This is a genomic window from Pseudoalteromonas sp. SR43-2, assembly GCF_014163885.1.
GTDB classification, from domain to species: domain Bacteria; phylum Pseudomonadota; class Gammaproteobacteria; order Enterobacterales; family Alteromonadaceae; genus Pseudoalteromonas; species Pseudoalteromonas distincta.
In genome coordinates, this window is the sequence record NZ_JACJED010000009.1 from 131,700 (window position 1) to 149,527 (window position 17,828).

Genomic DNA, 17,828 nt, shown 5'->3' on the forward strand with positions numbered 1-17,828 from the left:
TAGCGCAGAATAAATAACAAGAATAAAGTGAGTTTTATTATGTCTTATAAATATAACGGGTCTATGATCCAAATAGCACATCCAGTGCAATCAATTTCAGTAAACAAACATCGTGTAATCTTCAGTGATACACAAGGTTTAAAAAATGCATTATTTCAAAAAGCGAGTGATGCACGCCAGTTTGTTAAGTGGCTAAAAGCTAACTAAGCAACATACAACTTTAATTGCCATTCTATTATTGCAATTATTGATAAGATATTATGCCAGCCTTGTTGCTGGCATTTTACTTTTTAGCCCTTTATTGGTTACAATAGTTTTACAATAATAATTACTGGTAGCTGTTGTAATGCTCCGTATATTTTTAACTTTCTTACTTTTTTTCTGTCTGAGCTCAATAAGCAATGCTAGAACCATAAACTGGCTAGCGCACGATTTTGCACCCTATTATATTTTAAATGGTCAATATCAACACCAAGGCCGTGACGAAAGCATAATTTCTTTACTTGAAAAACAACTTCCTAATATCACCTTTAACCGCATGCTTATCCCCTCAGGTAAAGTAATTCAAGAGCTGTCTAATACTTCAAATAATGTTTGTGCGTTATCGCTTTATAAAAATGATTACAGAAAAGAGCATATTTATTTCACAGACGAAAGCTCAACAACGGGCCTCTCGCCTTCAATAGCAATGCATAAAAAGCTCGCCAAAGCACTAAATATAGCGGAATCAAAAGAAGTATCACTACTCAATTTAATACAAGATAAAAAACTAACTCTTGGAGTTTCTATGAGCCGCTCTTACGGCCAAGAGATAGATACTTTAATAAACAGTACACCCAACATTGATTTAGTAATTAGACCCACACGCGATAGCCTAGCGAGCCTCACATATATGCTTAACCTAAAACGAATTGATATTTTGTTAGGTTACCCAAGCGAGCATTACTATTTAGCTAAATCAATGCACTTTGAAGAAAACTTAACGCAGCGTCCATTAACCGAATCTCCAGCGCTCAGTTATGGCTTTATTGGTTGTACTAAAAACGAGCAAGGCGCAAAAGACATCGCTATTCTTAATGAGCAGCTTAAAGTTATTAAAAAAACGCAGGCTTATAACGATTTACTTATGCGCTGGTTGCCTGAGGATTTAAGGCCTCTATTAAAATCGCGCATTAATAGCGCAAAATAAGCAAATTCAAAGTCGCTTAATTTGAGTTTCTGTTAAGCAAAAAAAAAGCCACAGTAAGTGGCGTTTTTATATTCAATAGCTGTATTACTTACGAACGCCTTCTATTGATAAAATAATATCAACATGAGTAGATGCAGGCCCTAAGTTGTAATCAATACCGTAGTCGGTAAGTTTAAGGCTGGTTTCGCCTTCAAAACCTACGCGGTATCCACCCCACGGATCTTTCCCTTCGCCCACTTTATCTATTTCAAAGGTAATAGTTTTAGTTACGCCATGCAGCGTAAATTCGCCGGTTACGTCAGCCTCTTCACCATCTTCATCAAATTTAATGCTGGTGCTTTTAAATGTCGCTTTTGGGTATTTATCCACATTTAAAAAATCTTTACCGTGTAAGTGCTTATCGCGCTCTGCATGGTTAGAATCAAGGCTAGTGGTATCAATATTTACCATAATTTTTGATGCATCAGGATTTTTAGCATCGTAACTAAATGTGCCGTCAAAAGTATTAAAACGACCATATAACCAGCTGTAACCTAAGTGTTTAATTTTAAAGTTAACAGATGCGTGCCCGCCTTTTGTATCAATTACATAATCAGCTGCATTAGCGGCTGTTGCCGATAACATCATTGCAGCCGAAACGGCTGTGCTTACTAATAATTTTTCCATTTTAATCATCCTATAATGGTTTGATCATTCTGATTAAGGTTTTATCTTTATCGATAAAGTGATGTTTTAACGCCCCTAGTGCATGCAATACTGCAAACCCGATTAATGTGCACGCGCCATAATAATGTACTTTTCCTGCAATATCGGCTTGGTCATCAAATGCAAAATCAAGTGCTGATACGTTAAATAAGGTAAACACTTCTATTGGACGCCCGTCTGCAGTTGATATTAAATACCCTGAAACAGCTATAACGGCCAAAATAATATACATAGCAATATGCGCAGTATGTGCTAATTGGTTCATGCCTTTACTTTCACCTAATGGTTTAGGTTGTGTAGATAAAGCACGCCATAAAATTCTAAATAAAAATACGGCCACAAGCGTAATACCAATACTTTTATGTAAATCGAGCGAGCCTTTATACCAGCTATCGTAATAAGTAAGCTCAACCATATATAAACCTAAACCAAACAGGCCAAAAATAGTCAGCGCCATGAGCCAATGTAAAATAATAGCGACAAGTCCGTAAGATGAAGGTGTATTTTTAAACATGTGTAAAGTCCTATAATGCTATGACGTTACAATATAGTGCATAGCCGTAAATGAAAATAGCATTTACAAACACTTTACGTGCGTATACGCACAGAACTTTGATAATTAAAGTCAGTTTTTAGAAGTTGAGGATTAAACAGATAAGTTTATAGGGTTGATTGCTCGCTCAAGCTGACATAAATTAAGCTCTCTGGGCTTACTTGCAAACAGGTAACAAGTCCTTCTTTAATAAGCTCAAGCATAGCTATAAAACTAACCACTACACCACTTCGCCCTTCATTTGGGGTAAAAAGCGCATTAAATACCACTGCCGAGTTTGCTTGCGATAGTTGCTGTAATATTTGGCTCATTCTCTCTCGGGTTGAGAGTACTTCAGCAGTAATTTGATGATGCTCAAACGTTTTTGCTCGCGCCATAACATCACTCAACGCCAGCATTAAGTCTTTAAGTTCAATATCAGGGAGGTTTTGACTTATGTCTTCATTTATTGGCATAGCGGCATGCGCTATAAAAATATCACGCCCAACACGGGGGATATCATCGAGGTTTTCGGCGGCTTTTTTAAATAACTCATATTCTTGCAGGCGTTTAACAAGCTCAGCGCGAGGGTCTTCTTCCTCTTCAAGCTCTTCGTGAACAGGGAGTAATAAACGCGACTTAATTTGTGCAAGTAACGCAGCCATTACTAAATATTCACCGGCAAGTTCGAGTTGAAACTCGGTCATCATTTCAACGTAACTTACATACTGCTCTGTAATACTAAAAATAGAAAGATCGAGCACATCAAGCTTATGCTTTTTAATTAAATAAAGCAGTAAATCGAGCGGGCCTTCAAAGGTTTCTAATATTATTTCGAGCGCATCGGGCGGAATATATAAGTCTTCTGGTTTATCTACAACCGCTTTACCATGCAAAAAAGCCAGTGGCAGCTTTTGCTGCACTGGCTTTTCACTACTTTTTGTATCAGCAGTACTTTCGCTCACTTGTTATTACTCAAACGGGCTTGTATCACCACAGCCAACACGCAATATTTTAACTTCATCTTCCGACAAGTCGATTACTGTGGTTGCTTGCTCGGCTAAATGACCACCGTGAATAATTAAATCAACGTGTTTATCTAATCGCTCTAATATTTCATCCGGATCTGATTCAGTAAACTGCTGCCCGGGTAAAATTAAAGAACACGACATTAACGGCTCGCCAAGTTCGGCAAGTAACGCACAAGCAATTGGGTGTTCAATTACACGCATGCCAATGGTTTTTTTCTTGTCGTTTAATAAACGCTTAGGGACTTCTTTTGTGCCTTTAAAAATAAAGGTATAAGGCCCTGGCGTATTATTTTTAATTAATCTAAATAGCTGGTTATCTACACGTGCATAAGTAGATAGCTCCGATAAATCACGGCAGACTAGCGTAAAATTATCGTTTTTTTCAATACCACGAATACGCTCTATGCGCTCTTTGGCTTGCTTATTACCAATGTTACAGCCAATGGCATAGCCCGAATCTGTTGGGTAAACAACAACGCCGCCTTGTTTAATAATATCAACGGCTTGACTAATCAGTCTTGGTTGCGGGTTATCAGGATGAATATGGAATAATTGACTCATGTTAATGCCCCTTCTTGTCCTTCCCAAACTTGCCAAACACCTTGGCAGTCTTTCGGTAAGTATAAATTTTTGCCAAGCTCTAAATAGCTTGTCGGAAAATGAAAATCAGACCCTTGCGAGCAAAGTAGTTCGTACTCACGACTGAGTTCACCTAAAAATTGACGTTCGCTTGGCGCCTGTTGAGGTTGTGCAACTTCCATTGCGTCTCCTCCTACACTTTTAAATTCTACTAATAATTTGCGTAGCCACTTGTTTGACATTTGATAGCTACTTGGGTGCGCAAGTACAGCAACACCACCAGCGGCATGTATTGCCTCTACAGCGGTTTGCATGGTGCACCAGCAACTAGGTACATAGCCTGTTTTGCCGCGCCCTAAGTACTTTTTAAAAACACCCGGGAAATTTTTAGCTACACCGCGCTCAATAAGGGCACGTGCAAAATGTGCGCGCGTAATTTGCGCGTCTTTTGCCAGCTCTTTAGCTTGCTCGTAAATGCCATCAAAACCATTTTTTGCAAGGCGTGCGCCAATTTCTAGTGCACGCTCTTCTCGCTTTTGCTGCTGAGCCGATAATAAAGAGGTAAGGTCAATATTATTAATATCAATATTTAAACCTACAATATGAATTTCGAAGCTTTCCCATTTGGTAGACACTTCGGTACCCGTTATTAATGAAAGCGGTAAGTTTTCTGCTTCAATAAATTGCTGAGCAGGCTTAATAGCCGCCACAGTGTCATGATCGGTAATAGCAAACACATCAATATTTTTATCAACAGCGCGATGCAATAATTCTTCAACCGTTAAACGCCCGTCTGAATGTGTAGTATGGCTATGTAAATCGTATTTTATCAAAAGAAAACTGCTTAAAATTAAGGGTTACTGGTGTTTATGTAAGTATAACAACTTTTTTGACTAAATTGTTTTAAATAAACACTTGACACAAAAGCATAAGATACGTTTTACTGTAGCCACTTTCAGACACATTAAGAATTAACAATAATGATCAATTCAAACTTAAACACTATTTGGTGGTGGCACTCGTAATTATCGGGTGATGAATTGTCGTGTCTAGCAAAAATTCAAAACCCGCAACTATGCGGGTTTTTTTATAACTAAATTTTACGAAACGTATACGTTAAAAATATTTAATAAATTTTGAGGCAGAAAAACATGAATAACGGTCTTACTCTTACACATCGTTGGTGGTGGCGCCTGATATAGCGGGACGGTAATGATCTGTTTGTAATTTAGATATCGTTATTCAAACCCCGCATTGCAAAAGCACTGCGGGGTTTAATTTTTTGAGGGAATGAGGTTTGATTTTTAGTCATATAACTACCACACCAGGCGAAGTAACAAGCATTACGCAAGTACGCGACTATATTAGTAGCCCTCTTGCATTATACGCGGCACTTGATAAGCCTAACTCACTACTGCTTGAATCGGCTGAGATTGATTCTAAAGACAGTGTAAAAAGTTTAATTTTAGTTGATAGCGCCCTGCGCATTGTATGTAAGGGTAAAACGGTAACTGTTAGCGCACAATCTAATAACGGCAAGCAATTATTAAGCTACTTACAAGCAAATGTTAAGAGCTGTGATTCACAATTAAACGACACAACGCTAACACTTAACTACCAAGACACCAGCAGCGATATAGACGAAGCAAGTAAGCTTGTTGCCGATAACGCTTTCAGCGCTCTTCGTACCTGTATTAACAGTATTCAAAGCACTACCGAAAATCCGTTTTCGGTATTTTTAGGCGGTGTGTTTGCCTACGACATGGTGGCAAACTTTGAGCAATTAAGTGATGTACCTGATGGCGAAAACACCTGCCCAGATTACGTATTTTACTTAGCCGAAACCTTAGTTGTTATTGATCATCAAAAGCAAACAACTGAGCTCATTGGTAATGTATTTAATGGCCCAGACGTACACGCTAACTGCTTTGAAGTAGGTAAAGAGCTTGAGCGGTTAAATACGCTGTGCGATAACGCAGCAGAATTTAGTGCGGATATGCAAAGTGGCGAATGTGAAGTAAACGTTGATATAAGCGACGAAACGTATTGCGAGCAAGTTGTTAAGCTTAAAAAGAACATTGTAGATGGCGATATTTTTCAGGTAGTGCCGTCGCGTACATTTTCACTACCTTGCCCTGATTCTTTACATGCGTATAGCCAGCTTAAAAAGCAAAACCCAAGCCCTTACATGTTTTATATGCGCGATGAAGACTTTGCATTATTTGGCGCGTCTCCTGAGTCGGCCCTTAAGTACGACGTAAGTAATCAGCAAGTAGAAGTTTACCCAATTGCTGGTACTCGAGCGCGTGGCAAGTTTGCTAACGGGCAAATAAACCCCGACTTAGACAGCCGCATTGAGCTGGAACTAAGAAACGATCAAAAAGAGCGCGCCGAGCATTTAATGCTTGTTGATTTAGCGCGTAATGACGTAGCCCGCATTAGTATTGCAGGTACTCGTTTTGCCAAAGAGTTATTAAAAGTAGACCGCTATTCACAGGTAATGCATTTAGTTTCACGCGTTGTTGGCACATTAAAACCAGAACTTGATGCACTGCACGCTTACCAAGCGTGTATGAACATGGGCACGCTTGTTGGTGCACCAAAAGTACGTGCTGCTGAGCTTGTACGTCAGACTGAAGGGAAACGCCGTGGCAGTTATGGCGGCGCTGTAGGTTACTTAACCGGTGATGGCGCAATGGATAGCTGTATAGTAATTCGCTCTGCTTTTGTTAAAAATAACATAGCCTACGTGCAAGCAGGTGCAGGTGTAGTGTTTGACTCAGATCCTATTTCAGAAGCAAACGAAACTCGCGCTAAAGCACAAGCGGTTATCACCGCCATAAAATCTACCTATAAGGCGGTATAAAATGAGTAAAACGAATCCTATTAAAATCTATTTTTTAGATAACTTTGACTCATTTACATATAACCTTGTAGATGAGCTTACGATGCTTGGTTGCGAGCTGGTTGTTTATAGAAACAACATTAGCGCTGAGGTTATTTTTAATAAAATGCGCCAAGAGCAAGGCCAAGTGCTATTAGTACTTTCGCCTGGGCCTGGCACACCAAGCGATGCAGGCTGCTTAATGGAGCTTATTGAGCTCTCTAAAGGCCACTTCCCAATGCTAGGCATTTGTTTAGGCCAACAAGCATTAACACAAAGCTATGGCGGAGTAATCGGTCACGCGGGTGAAACCGTACATGGTAAGTCTTCAATTATTAATTTAGGTGAACATCCTGTATTTGATGGTATGGGCAATACAATGCCTGTAGCACGTTACCATTCATTAATGGCAACAAAAGTGCCTGATAATATAAAGGTTATTGCCCAGTACGAAGATATCCCAATGGCAATTTATCATCATGATGACAACGCATTGGGTTATCAGTTTCATCCAGAATCAATACTGACGCCAAACGGCGCAATGCTACTTCAGCAAAGTGTCGCTTACTTAACACGCGCTAAATAAAAGAGGACATTATGAGTACACAACCAGAACAACCCATAAATGTTCAACACGCTATTGAACAACTAATTACAGGGCAATCATTAAGCTACGCAGACGCCAAAGCACTGTTTGATGAAATAATGCAAGGTAACATGAGCGAGATTGAGCTAACCGCCCTGCTAATAAGCCTTAAAATTAAAGGCGAAGTAAGCGATGAAATAGCAGGTGCTGCAGCCTCAATGCGCGAAAACGCTGTTGCTTTTACTACCAGCAGTACACAACTTGCTGATAGCTGTGGCACTGGCGGCGATGGCTCAAACACAATTAATATAAGCACAACAGCAGCCATAGTTGCCGCTGCTGCCGGCATTAACATGGTAAAACATGGTAATCGCAGTGTATCGAGTAATTCAGGCTCTGCCGACTTACTAAAAGCGTTGGGCATTAATATAGATATGAGCCCAGAGCAGGCAGCAAAATGCCTTGAGCAAACCAATTTTACCTTTTTGTTTGCACCGCACTATCACAGTGGCGTACGCCATGCGATGGGCGTGCGTACAGCGCTTAAAACACGCACTATTTTTAATATTTTAGGCCCGCTTGCTAACCCAGCAGCACCTGATGTGCAATTGTTAGGTGTGTACAACGAAGCGTTGTGTATGCCAATGGCACAAACACTTAAAACCCTTGGCACAAAGCGCGCTATGATTGTTCACGGCTCGGGCACTGACGAAATAGCTCTACACGGCCCAACAACGGTAGTTGAGCTAAATAATGGCGAGCTTACACAGTACACGCTAAACCAAAGCGACTTTGACCTTGCAAACTATTCACTTGAACAACTCGCTGGTGAAGGCCCACAATACAACGCAAATGCTAGCCTTGCCATCTTACAAGGCAAAGGCACAGATGCACATAATGCTGCCATTGTGGTTAACGTAGCTGCCCTTTTATACCTAACAGGTAAAGCAGTAACGTTAAAAGAAGGGGCAAAGCAAGTACAAACATTATTAAGTTCAGGGCGTGCCATGAACACACTAAATGCAATTATTGAGGTAAGTAATGGCTAATGTATTAAACAAAATTGTTGCTGATAAAAAATTAGAACTAATTGAGCGTAAAGCCGCACGCCCGCTTGAAAGCTTTAAGCACCTTGCAGTGCCCACAAGCCGTAGCTTTTACAAAGCATTAGCCGCCCCAGGCACACAGTTTATTTTAGAGTGTAAAAAAGCATCGCCTTCAAAAGGGCTAATTAGAGAGCCATTTGATTTAACCGAAATCACATCGGTTTATAAAAAATACGCTACCTGCATGAGCGTGTTAACTGATGCTAAATATTTTCAAGGCAGTTTTGATTACCTCGAATTTGTGCGCAGCCAAGTAGAACAACCGCTTATCTGTAAAGACTTTTTTATAGATGAGTACCAAGTATATATGGCGCGTATTTATGGCGGTGACGCTATATTACTGATGCTTTCAGTACTCGATGACGAAAGCTATAAGGCACTGCACGCAGTTGCCGATTCTCTGAATATGTCGGTATTAACCGAAGTAAGTAATGAAGAAGAAGTACACCGTGCACTTGCGCTTGATGCACAAATTATTGGTATTAATAACCGTGATTTACGCGATTTAAGCACCGATTTAGCCACTACCGAAAAACTACGCAAACTAATTCCGGCTGATAAAGTGGTTATTTCGGAATCGGGTATTTACACCCATCAAGACGTAAAACGTTTAGCCCCATTATGTGATGGCTTTTTAATTGGCAGCTCACTTATGGGCGAGCGTGATTTAGAGCAAGCATGTCGCCGTGTTATTTTAGGTGACAATAAAGTATGTGGTTTAACACGTACCAAAGATGCACAAGCGGCATATCAAAACGGTGCTATTTACGGTGGTTTAATTTTTCATCCTAAATCGCCACGCTATGTTGATTTAGATTGCGCAAAAGAGCTTAGCCAAAGTGCCCCGCTTAATTTTGTGGGTGTGTTTGTAGATGCCCCAATTGATCAAGTTGCTCAATACGCAAGTGTGCTAAAATTGGCGGCAGTTCAATTACATGGTCAAGAAAGTGACGATTACATTGCTCAGTTGCGTACACAGTTGCCTACCGGCTGCGAGATTTGGAAAGCCCAAGCAATAAAAGATGCATTGCCAACGCCTGTAAATGGCGTTGACCGACACCTTTACGATACACACAGCGATACACAAGCTGGCGGTACAGGTAAAACATTTGATTGGTCGGTGCTTCATGATGCAACCACTCCGTTTATGCTCGCTGGAGGCTTAAATCCAGACAATATTAAAGATGCGCTTTTTAAAGGTGCCTTAGGCCTTGATTTAAACTCAGGCGTTGAAGAATCTGCGGGTAAAAAGTGCTCTAACAAATTACATAATGCTTTTACAAGCATCAGAAATTATTGAGGTTAAAATGCAAAATCCAGCTTATTTTGGCGAGTTTGGCGGTATGTTTGTACCCGAGTTACTTGTCCCTGCGCTTAAGCAGTTAGAAAACGAATTTAACAAAGCACAAAAAGATCCTGAGTTTCAGGCTGAGCTAAATAAATTATTAAACGAGTATGCGGGTCGTCCTACCCCACTTACTTTAACGCGCAATTTAGTTAAAAACCCAAAAGTAAAACTGTATCTAAAGCGTGAAGACTTATTACACGGCGGCGCACATAAAACCAACCAAGTACTTGGCCAAGCGTTACTTACTAAGCGCATGGGTAAAAAACAAGTGATTGCTGAAACAGGTGCCGGTCAACACGGCGTTGCAACAGCGCTTGCATGTGCATTACTGGGTTTAAAATGTCGAATTTATATGGGCGCAAAAGACGTTGAACGTCAGCAACCAAACGTATTTAGAATGAAGCTAATGGGCGCAGAGGTTATTCCGGTAACAGCGGGTTCTGGCACATTAAAAGATGCAGTAAATGAAGCCCTGCGTGACTGGTCAGCAAATTATCAAGACGCGCATTACCTACTAGGTACAGCTGCAGGTCCTCACCCATTCCCAACAATTGTACGCGAGTATCAAAAAGTTATTGGTGAAGAAGCTAAACAACAAGTACTTAAAGCCGAAGGTCGTTTACCTGACGCTGTAATTGCCTGTGTTGGTGGTGGTTCAAACGCAATTGGTATGTTCACTGACTTTATTGACGAGCCAGGCGTTAAATTAATTGGTGTTGAGCCTGCTGGTAAAGGGCTTGATACAAATGATCACGGTGCAACAATTTGTAAAGGCACTAAAGGTATATTACACGGTACTTACACGTACATTATGCAAAATGATGATGGCCAAATTGAAGAGTCTTACTCTGTATCAGCGGGTCTTGATTACCCTGCGGTTGGTCCTCAGCACGCATTTTTACACGAAACCGGTCGAGCGCAATACGTGGGTATCACTGATACAGAAGCGCTTGATGCGTTTCAATCACTTGCTAAAAACGAAGGGATCATTCCGGCGCTTGAATCAAGCCATGCGTTAGCTTATGCGCTTAAATACGCAGAGGAGCAAACCGAGGAAAGTGTTATAGTGATTAATTTGAGTGGTCGTGGCGATAAAGATTTAGCACACGTTCACAATGTACTAACTGAAAGAGGTCAGCTATGAGCCAAGTAAAAACGGATCGTTACGGCAAAATGTTTGCAGCGCTTAACGAGCAAAAACAAGGTGCGTTTGTACCATTTGTAACGATTGGCGACCCAGGTAAAGAGCAAAGTGTTGCGATTATTAAAAGCCTAATTGACGGCGGCGCTGATGCACTTGAGCTTGGTATTCCGTTTTCTGATCCGATTGCGGATGGCCCTGTAATTCAAAAAGCTAATATTCGCGCACTTGATGTGCACATTAACACGCAAGATTGCTTTGATGTTATTAAAGAGATACGCGAGTATAACGCCGATATTCCAATTGGGTTATTGCTTTACTCAAACCTTGTTTTTAAGCGCGGCATAGAAGCATTTTATAAAGATGCAAAAGCGGTAGGTGTAGACTCTATTTTAGTGGCTGACGTGCCTCTGCATGAATCTAAAATATTTAGAAAATCGGCGATGGATAACGGTGTAGACCCAATTTTTATTGCAACACCTAATGCGGATGATGACACACTTCGCCAATGCGCCTCTTACGGTCGTGGTTATACGTATTTACTATCGCGCGCAGGTGTTACCGGTACCGATACTAAAGCACAAATGCCAGCGGGTAATATAGTCACTAAATTAAAAGAATACCATGCAGCTCCTGCTCTTTTAGGGTTTGGTATTTCAACACCAGATGATGTAAAAGCGGCACTTAATGCAGGCGCAGCAGGTGCTATTTCAGGCTCTGCTGTAGTTAAAATTATTGAAGCTAACCTTAACGATTTAGACGTAATGACAACGCAGTTAAAAGCATTTGTTAGTGAAATGAAAGCGGCAACCGCATTATAAAAAGTGTAAATTTACGCATTAAAAAAGGGCATTTAGAATGCCCTTTTTTTTTAAAAAAAAGCAAATTAGTGAGCTTGGTGTTTACCCTCTAAAATCTCTTCAATAAATTTAGCATTAAATGCTTCTAAATCAGCTGGGCTTCGGCTTGTTACCAAACCTTGGTCTACACATACTTCTTGGTCAACCCAATTAGCACCTGCATTAATTAAATCGCTTTTAATACTAGGAAAAGAAGTAATAGTACGGTCGCGCAATTTATTAATTTCAGCTAATAACCACGGTGCGTGGCAAATAGCAGCAACGGGTTTGTTTTTTTCTGCGCCAAAAAAGCCATCAATAAATGCTTTAGCATCTTTATCTTGGCGTAAACTGTCTGGATTAAATAAACCACCAGGAAGCATAAGCGCGTCATAATCAGCAGGATCCGCGTTTGTAACTAGTTTATCTACTGTTACTTTATCGCCCCACTTGTCTTCATCCCAGCCAGTAATTTTGCCTTCTTTAATTGATACTATTTCGATGTTTGCACCAGCATCAAGTAATGCGCTGCGTGGAGATAAAAGCTCACTTTGCTCAAACCCATCAGTGGCTAAAATTGCGATTTTTTTGCCTTGTAAACGTGTGCTTGTTTGTAATGTACTCATTGAGATCTCCTTATTTTCTTAAAGGTATATTTAAAATACACAATTAAAAAAGCACGATGCGTGCCGACAACAAGCAATTGAAAATAAAGGAGTTAATTTAAGTAGGATTTATAATGCCATGTAAATCATTTAGAAGGGATGAAAAAACTACATAGATCAGACATAGCTTTGCTACGTGGTGATTTAAATACAGAAGCTTCGCTTCTCGCGTGAGCAAGCCCAACGCCTACAACTAACGCTCGGCATTATGTTTATTTTGTAGACGCACAACTTGTTGGCGTGATGGGCAAAGCCCATAATTTTATGTTTAATAACTCCACGCAAAGCTCAGTCAACGACCAAGCTAAGTAATGCTATTTAAAGCAGGTCTTTTAACGCTTTAGCCGGTTTAAAAACCGCTTTATTTGCGCCTTCTATTTCAATTGCAGCCCCTGTTTGTGGGTTACGCCCAGTACGCGCTGGGTAATAACTTAGCGCAAAGGTACCAAAGCCATTAATTTGAACTTGATCGCCCTCAGAAAGCGATTTAGTAATGACTTTTTGCAAGCTTGAAAGTGCCGCTTGAGAATCTTTTTTTGTTAATTCACTTTTGTGTGCAATGGCTGCAACGAGTTCTGCTTTATTCATTTTAGGCTCCTAAATACACGCCAAATCAGTGTTGGTTAAGCGTGGGAATATGATGATATGAAAAATACCAAACCAAATTGGTAATAAAGCCACGCAGGCTAAGGGTTACAGGGCAACAAGTCAACCTTGTAGTTGCTAAGCTTTATGTGGTAAAAAGCCTTTGACTCTTTTTTGTATAATTTAGGTAGTATATGCACGCATTAATTGAATACATTCCACTCATACTGTTTTTTGCAGTGTTTAAACTCGTCGATATTTATTGGGCTACTGGTTTATTAATGGCCACTACGCTTATTCAAGTTGCTTATAGCTACTTTAAACATGGCAATGTGCCTACTCGTCATTGGATATTTTTTGGCATTGCTGCCGTGTTTGGTACGCTAACGCTGGTACTTCATGATGAGCAATACATAAAATGGAAAGCAACACTCATATATGCAGGTTTAAGTTTAACGTTACTTGTTAGCCGTTATGTACTTAATAAAAATCTCGTTAAAAAAGCGCTTAGCTCAATCCTCGAAAACGCTAATGATACAAAACAAGCCATTGTTGTCCCAGAACCATTATGGGATAAGCTTAACCTAATGTGGGTTGTTATAACTGCTGGTATAGCGGCACTAAACATTTATATTGCATACAATTTTTCGCTCGACTTTTGGGTTAACTTTAAAGTGTTTGGTTTAATGGGTATTACTTTTGTAAGCATTTTTGCCACCATTATTGCCTTGTACAAATACCTCCCTGATGAAGAGGAAACAGCAAAGTAAGCCCCCTCGTCATAAAAGTGTCGTCTTAGCTTGTTAGCTTATTAAAAAAAGCAAGTTGAGACGACCTTGAACGCTAATCAATACCGCTGGTTTGAATTTACCCTCATTTTTATATTGCTGCCCTTGTTAGGTTTTGGATTACGCGAGCATTTAGCTAATTGGCTTATCCCTGCGCTTATTATACTTATGAGTGTGTGTTGTATGTTGCTACTAGGCGATCCCCATTTTAAACGGTTTAGACTCACAAGCCTTGGGCAATTTTCTGCTGTTAAAAGGCGTGTGTTTAGCTTCTTTTTTTTAGGTGCGCTGTTCTCAGGCATGTTTTACGGGATTATTCATCAAGGCAACTGGTTTACCCTTCCCCGTAACTCATTTAATGGTTGGCTTTTACTATTGGTGCTGTATCCAATACTGTCGGTTATTCCTCAAGAATTAATATTCCGAACGTATTTTTTTCATCGTTATAAACGCATCATGCCAAAAAAAGCAGTGCGTATTGTAGTCAGTGCGAGTGTATTTGCGCTGGCGCATATTGTGTATGCCAATTGGATTGCAGTAGCCTTAGCCTTTTTGGGCGGTTTACTGTTTGCGTATACCTACGCACAAAGCCGCTCAACGGTCGTGTGTGTTATTGAACACAGCTTATGGGGGCTATGGATGTTTACACTCGGGATTGGCAGCTACCTCGATTCAGGCGCATTTAACTAATATAACAAACATTAAAAAATCCGATATCAGAAACTAATATCGGATTTTGAATAGCTATAAAAACACTTCACTCATCGCAAAAAGCGCTGAGCTGTAAGGCATATGCTGAGTTTTTAAATATTTAATCTAATGGTTAAAATAACGACTCAAACTCACCATTTGGAAATAAAACACCAGGAATACCACGTACCGCAGTAACATCAGCTAGTTTAGTATCACCAAAATATAAACCGCCACTGTAATTACGGCCCTTTTGCTTTACATCTAACCAACGTCCATTTTCGCCTTTCGCTATTAGATTAATGTTGCCACTAACATCACGAATACGTAAATCTAACGCGCGATTTTGTATGCTAACAAATATATCTGTAGAGGTAAGTTCTGATAGGTTTTCCACATCGCCTACGTACGCAAATTTAAAATCGCTTGCACCACTCAATGGAAAATCTAATTCAAAAGTAAATGCTAAATCGTCATTATCTTCACCAACAAAAGGCGAAGCCTCTACTGCTGTGATATGAAATGCAGTGTTTTGAATGTCGCTTACGTAATCACCATTAAAATCAAAAGTAGATAACGTGGTTGACTCCTCACCTAGTGAATTAACAAAACGGTTTAAGTTTACTGATAAATCACCTTCGAGTTTGCCCGCTGCTTTATTGATAATTACGTTGGTGGTTACCTGTGTAATACCCGTATCGGCTTCTGGGTTTAATTCACTTTGAGCATCTATGCCATCAAACTCAATCAGCAACTCACTTACATCCACACTTAATACCGTAGTACCATTTGTGACCGTTGCGCTCATTACACCTTCGATTTTATTACCTAATACACCACTTACTCTGAAAGTTGGAATTGATAAATCAATGGTTATAGGTAACTCATCATATGTGCCAGTAATAGCCCAAGTATAAGGTGATTGGTTGTAATCAATATCTAAATCACGAAGCTTATATTGCCCTGATGGTGTAGAGCCATCAGCTAGTGGTGAATAATTTGTGATAACTTCGTTTAAAGCATTACTAAGTGCATCAAGGGTTCTTTGTGTATCTTCATCAAACGCACCTTCAAGCTCAGTAAATTTTGCGTCTAATTCATCTGAATAGCTTTTTTCTTGAAGTCTTGCAACACCAATTATATTTCGCGTATCAACAAGTAACTCTCTTGAGTCTAAGCTTTGCACTTCTGCTGAGCGAGCCTGCCAATTTGCAAATGTAGTTACACTTGCAATCGTTTGCTTAACTTGACCAGCTACATTTTTCAGCAAAGCATTACCTTGGTCGCTAAACAAGTTGTCTGTAACATACTGCGCTGCTAAGTCGCTGTAATCTTGCCATGCTTGCTGGTCAGTCTCCAAGTTAGTAAATGCATTAAAAGCACTTTTAACACTAAACGAACTATCAGCAACACCAGCTAAAATTGCCGCGTAGGTGAAGGCATTTGTCACCATTTCTGCTTCAACACTTGCATTTAAATTACTGTGCGTTAAATGATAAAAAGGCGTGGCTGATAAACTCGCCTGTGTAGCACTAAAGCCTTCTTCTGTAATTGCTTTGCTCAATGGTGATAAATAAACCTTATTTACACCCGGTGCACTAAATGCATCCGCTTTGTAATTAAGAGTAACGGCTGTCAATTCTTGGTAATCGATTAACCGGTTTGCGTTTAAGTCATTTACATCACCACGCACAGTTCTGCCACACCCTGTAAATCGCGGACAAGGTAGAGTGGTATCGCTTGGTATAAACTCAAAACTATTAAAAGTAAGTGGAGTTACACTTACACTCGCAGTATTGATATTTTCGACTTCAATAGATTCTTGCACCACCCCATCGCTATCTAAAACATTAAGCGTGCCCTGTGGTGATTGCCAATTAGATACATAAAAACTCACAGAAGAAGATGTAGCAATTTCACTCACTGCAACAGATTCTGAACTGTCACTGTCTGATGAAGAACCACAACCTGCCAATGCAATAGCGATCCCTAAAGGTATAATTTGTTTTAACATCTTCATTCCTTAAAACTTAATGTTCACGTACCAATTCACATTCGCATAATAGGCTTTATCTAAATCTAGGCTATCAGTTTGTAAATTAAGACCAAAATATTCGTTTTCTATACCAACTAAAAATGCTTCGCTTTTTGTTTCGTAGCCTGCTTGTACTCGCCAATGATCCCAAAAGTGAATACGGCCTTTTAATTGGCTAAACGTGTCTTTATCATAACGTTTTAAAGTTAACTGAGTCGAAAATCGGTCGTTTATTCTGTAATCGGCAAATGCTTGTAGTCGCATTTCCATCTCGAAATCATGAGATACCGTATTTCCAAATGCAGATGTTTTTAATGAAACTGTTGGCTGAGTAATAATATCGCCGTTATCATCTTCGCTAAATGGAATTTCAGTAGTTTGACCCTTTACGGAGCCACTGTCTTCGTACTGAGTTTTATAGAGCAAATCTTTTACGCTAAAACCAACTTTAAGCTCATCATTTACTTGCCAATCGGCAAAAATATCTAAGCTATAGCCTAGCCCTTCAGGCTTTTGTGAAGGTGTAAATTCTTTAAATAAAATATCTTTTGAAAAGTTGTAATCGACAGTTACAGCACCTTCAACTTCATCACTAAAAATCTCACCATTTACAGTGGCATCTTGATAGTGTGAGCTGGCAAAGACAGAAAGTTTAGGTGTTATTGTTAATGCATTTTTATCTAAAAATTTAAAATCATAAGATACGAATACACCATTAGACGTTGCTTGTTTAGCATCGAGGTAATAAGTATAAAATCTATCTTCAAACTCTAAATCATTCTTTTCGGTATGAGTATATTTAGCTGTATCAGGATCAAAGTTAAGAACATAGTCATAACGACTTTGTAAACCCACTTTAAAATTACCGTAGCCAACACCCACTTCAAAAATATTATAGGTAAATGCACTGTCACCCGATTTTAATGGTGCATCAAAATCATCTACAAAGGCTTGTACTGGTTGTGCTTCAGTATAAATTTCTGCGTCAAAATGAGTAAATATTTGAAATTGGTTATATGCGGAAGCAAGAGGAGAAATAAAAGCTGTTGAAAATCCTAACAAGAGAATTTTTTTTTTCATAATTTAATCGCTTTCTATAAAAAAAGGGAAAAGCGCTGCTTTCCC

The 17,828-nt window shown here is 39.6% G+C and carries 19 protein-coding genes; 10 read left to right on the forward strand and 9 right to left on the reverse strand.

The annotated features are described in order from the left end of the window. The first annotated feature begins 39 nt into the window (after positions 1-39). Together H5120_RS09850 and H5120_RS09855 are read left to right on the forward strand one after the other, a co-directional pair. Complete coding sequence (locus H5120_RS09850; protein WP_002961566.1) at positions 40-207, forward strand: hypothetical protein; 168 nt, start codon at positions 40-42, stop codon at positions 205-207. 139 nt (positions 208-346) lie between these two features. Further along, positions 347-1,189, forward strand: coding sequence for a transporter substrate-binding domain-containing protein (locus H5120_RS09855; RefSeq protein ID WP_182674237.1), 843 nt, complete (start codon positions 347-349; stop codon positions 1,187-1,189). Between the two features lie 84 nt (positions 1,190-1,273). Here H5120_RS09855 and H5120_RS09860 read toward each other — a convergent pair whose 3' ends face one another. From H5120_RS09860 to H5120_RS09880, 5 genes are all read right to left on the reverse strand, one after another. Beyond that, positions 1,274-1,855 (reverse strand): YceI family protein, encoded by a 582-nt coding sequence (locus H5120_RS09860; protein ID WP_182674238.1) that lies wholly within the window; start codon positions 1,853-1,855, stop codon positions 1,274-1,276. 10 nt (positions 1,856-1,865) lie between these two features. Continuing rightward, positions 1,866-2,408 (reverse strand): cytochrome b, encoded by a 543-nt coding sequence (locus H5120_RS09865; RefSeq protein WP_182674239.1) that lies wholly within the window; start codon positions 2,406-2,408, stop codon positions 1,866-1,868. Between the two features lie 146 nt (positions 2,409-2,554). Next, positions 2,555-3,391: a ScpA family protein gene (locus H5120_RS09870; RefSeq protein WP_182674240.1), complete on the reverse strand. Its 837-nt coding sequence runs from the start codon at positions 3,389-3,391 to the stop codon at positions 2,555-2,557. Between the two features lie 6 nt (positions 3,392-3,397). Continuing rightward, a complete protein-coding gene (locus H5120_RS09875; protein ID WP_002961576.1) occupies positions 3,398-4,018 on the reverse strand; it encodes an L-threonylcarbamoyladenylate synthase in 621 nt (206 codons plus the stop codon). Then, positions 4,015-4,869 (reverse strand): RNase RNM, encoded by an 855-nt coding sequence (locus tag H5120_RS09880; protein WP_002961577.1) that lies wholly within the window; start codon positions 4,867-4,869, stop codon positions 4,015-4,017. The genes H5120_RS09875 and H5120_RS09880 overlap by 4 nt, the downstream gene beginning before the upstream one ends. A gap of 464 nt (positions 4,870-5,333) precedes the next feature. Here H5120_RS09880 and H5120_RS09885 point away from each other — a divergent pair, with 464 nt between their 5' ends. Genes H5120_RS09885 through trpA form a run of 6 tightly spaced genes read left to right on the forward strand, consistent with a single transcriptional unit; the run spans position 5,334 to position 11,922 of the window. Further along, a complete protein-coding gene (locus H5120_RS09885; RefSeq protein WP_182674241.1) occupies positions 5,334-6,902 on the forward strand; it encodes an anthranilate synthase component 1 in 1,569 nt (522 codons plus the stop codon). 1 nt (position 6,903) lies between these two features. Continuing rightward, positions 6,904-7,506, forward strand: a complete 603-nt coding sequence (locus tag H5120_RS09890) for an aminodeoxychorismate/anthranilate synthase component II (protein ID WP_008138352.1) — start codon at positions 6,904-6,906, stop codon at positions 7,504-7,506. A gap of 11 nt (positions 7,507-7,517) precedes the next feature. Beyond that, complete coding sequence (gene trpD, locus H5120_RS09895; RefSeq protein WP_182674242.1) at positions 7,518-8,555, forward strand: anthranilate phosphoribosyltransferase; 1,038 nt, start codon at positions 7,518-7,520, stop codon at positions 8,553-8,555. Continuing rightward, on the forward strand, positions 8,548-9,912 hold the full coding sequence (gene trpCF / locus H5120_RS09900) for a bifunctional indole-3-glycerol-phosphate synthase TrpC/phosphoribosylanthranilate isomerase TrpF (RefSeq protein WP_182674243.1): 1,365 nt from the start codon (positions 8,548-8,550) through the stop codon (positions 9,910-9,912). Before trpD ends, trpCF begins: the two co-directional genes overlap by 8 nt. Before the next feature lie 7 nt (positions 9,913-9,919). Beyond that, positions 9,920-11,104, forward strand: coding sequence for a tryptophan synthase subunit beta (trpB, locus tag H5120_RS09905; RefSeq protein ID WP_182674244.1), 1,185 nt, complete (start codon positions 9,920-9,922; stop codon positions 11,102-11,104). Further along, a complete protein-coding gene (gene trpA, locus H5120_RS09910; protein ID WP_182674245.1) occupies positions 11,101-11,922 on the forward strand; it encodes a tryptophan synthase subunit alpha in 822 nt (273 codons plus the stop codon). Before trpB ends, trpA begins: the two co-directional genes overlap by 4 nt. A 65-nt stretch (positions 11,923-11,987) precedes the next feature. Here the strand turns inward: trpA and H5120_RS09915 are convergent, their stop codons facing one another. Both H5120_RS09915 and H5120_RS09920 read right to left on the reverse strand, forming a co-directional pair. Next, positions 11,988-12,566, reverse strand: coding sequence for a type 1 glutamine amidotransferase domain-containing protein (locus H5120_RS09915; protein ID WP_182674246.1), 579 nt, complete (start codon positions 12,564-12,566; stop codon positions 11,988-11,990). A 357-nt stretch (positions 12,567-12,923) separates the two neighbouring features. Then, positions 12,924-13,193: an HU family DNA-binding protein gene (locus tag H5120_RS09920; protein ID WP_007375441.1), complete on the reverse strand. Its 270-nt coding sequence runs from the start codon at positions 13,191-13,193 to the stop codon at positions 12,924-12,926. Positions 13,194-13,384: 191 nt separating this feature from the next. On the opposite strand from H5120_RS09920, the gene H5120_RS09925 reads away from it, so the two are divergent. Further along, positions 13,385-13,960 (forward strand): inner membrane-spanning protein YciB, encoded by a 576-nt coding sequence (locus H5120_RS09925; protein WP_033028426.1) that lies wholly within the window; start codon positions 13,385-13,387, stop codon positions 13,958-13,960. Positions 13,961-14,026: 66 nt separating this feature from the next. After that, complete coding sequence (locus H5120_RS09930; protein WP_182674247.1) at positions 14,027-14,668, forward strand: CPBP family intramembrane glutamic endopeptidase; 642 nt, start codon at positions 14,027-14,029, stop codon at positions 14,666-14,668. 133 nt (positions 14,669-14,801) lie between these two features. Here H5120_RS09930 and H5120_RS09935 read toward each other — a convergent pair whose 3' ends face one another. Beyond that, complete coding sequence (locus H5120_RS09935; RefSeq protein ID WP_182674248.1) at positions 14,802-16,682, reverse strand: hypothetical protein; 1,881 nt, start codon at positions 16,680-16,682, stop codon at positions 14,802-14,804. A gap of 9 nt (positions 16,683-16,691) precedes the next feature. After that, positions 16,692-17,783, reverse strand: coding sequence for a hypothetical protein (locus tag H5120_RS09940; protein ID WP_182674249.1), 1,092 nt, complete (start codon positions 17,781-17,783; stop codon positions 16,692-16,694). Positions 17,784-17,828: the final 45 nt, after the last annotated feature.

Coding starts and splice junctions, on each gene's coding strand:
- H5120_RS09915 (WP_182674246.1), bottom strand. CDS start 12,566: ATGAGTACATTACAAACAAGCACACGTTTACAAGGCAAAAAAATCGCA.
- H5120_RS09925 (WP_033028426.1), top strand. CDS start 13,385: ATGCACGCATTAATTGAATACATTCCACTCATACTGTTTTTTGCAGTG.
- H5120_RS09855 (WP_182674237.1), top strand. CDS start 347: ATGCTCCGTATATTTTTAACTTTCTTACTTTTTTTCTGTCTGAGCTCA.
- H5120_RS09920 (WP_007375441.1), bottom strand. CDS start 13,193: ATGAATAAAGCAGAACTCGTTGCAGCCATTGCACACAAAAGTGAATTA.
- trpD (WP_182674242.1), top strand. CDS start 7,518: ATGAGTACACAACCAGAACAACCCATAAATGTTCAACACGCTATTGAA.
- H5120_RS09860 (WP_182674238.1), bottom strand. CDS start 1,855: ATGGAAAAATTATTAGTAAGCACAGCCGTTTCGGCTGCAATGATGTTA.
- H5120_RS09875 (WP_002961576.1), bottom strand. CDS start 4,018: ATGAGTCAATTATTCCATATTCATCCTGATAACCCGCAACCAAGACTG.
- H5120_RS09940 (WP_182674249.1), bottom strand. CDS start 17,783: ATGAAAAAAAAAATTCTCTTGTTAGGATTTTCAACAGCTTTTATTTCT.
- H5120_RS09890 (WP_008138352.1), top strand. CDS start 6,904: ATGAGTAAAACGAATCCTATTAAAATCTATTTTTTAGATAACTTTGAC.
- H5120_RS09865 (WP_182674239.1), bottom strand. CDS start 2,408: ATGTTTAAAAATACACCTTCATCTTACGGACTTGTCGCTATTATTTTA.
- trpB (WP_182674244.1), top strand. CDS start 9,920: ATGCAAAATCCAGCTTATTTTGGCGAGTTTGGCGGTATGTTTGTACCC.
- H5120_RS09935 (WP_182674248.1), bottom strand. CDS start 16,682: ATGTTAAAACAAATTATACCTTTAGGGATCGCTATTGCATTGGCAGGT.
- trpA (WP_182674245.1), top strand. CDS start 11,101: ATGAGCCAAGTAAAAACGGATCGTTACGGCAAAATGTTTGCAGCGCTT.
- H5120_RS09850 (WP_002961566.1), top strand. CDS start 40: ATGTCTTATAAATATAACGGGTCTATGATCCAAATAGCACATCCAGTG.
- trpCF (WP_182674243.1), top strand. CDS start 8,548: ATGGCTAATGTATTAAACAAAATTGTTGCTGATAAAAAATTAGAACTA.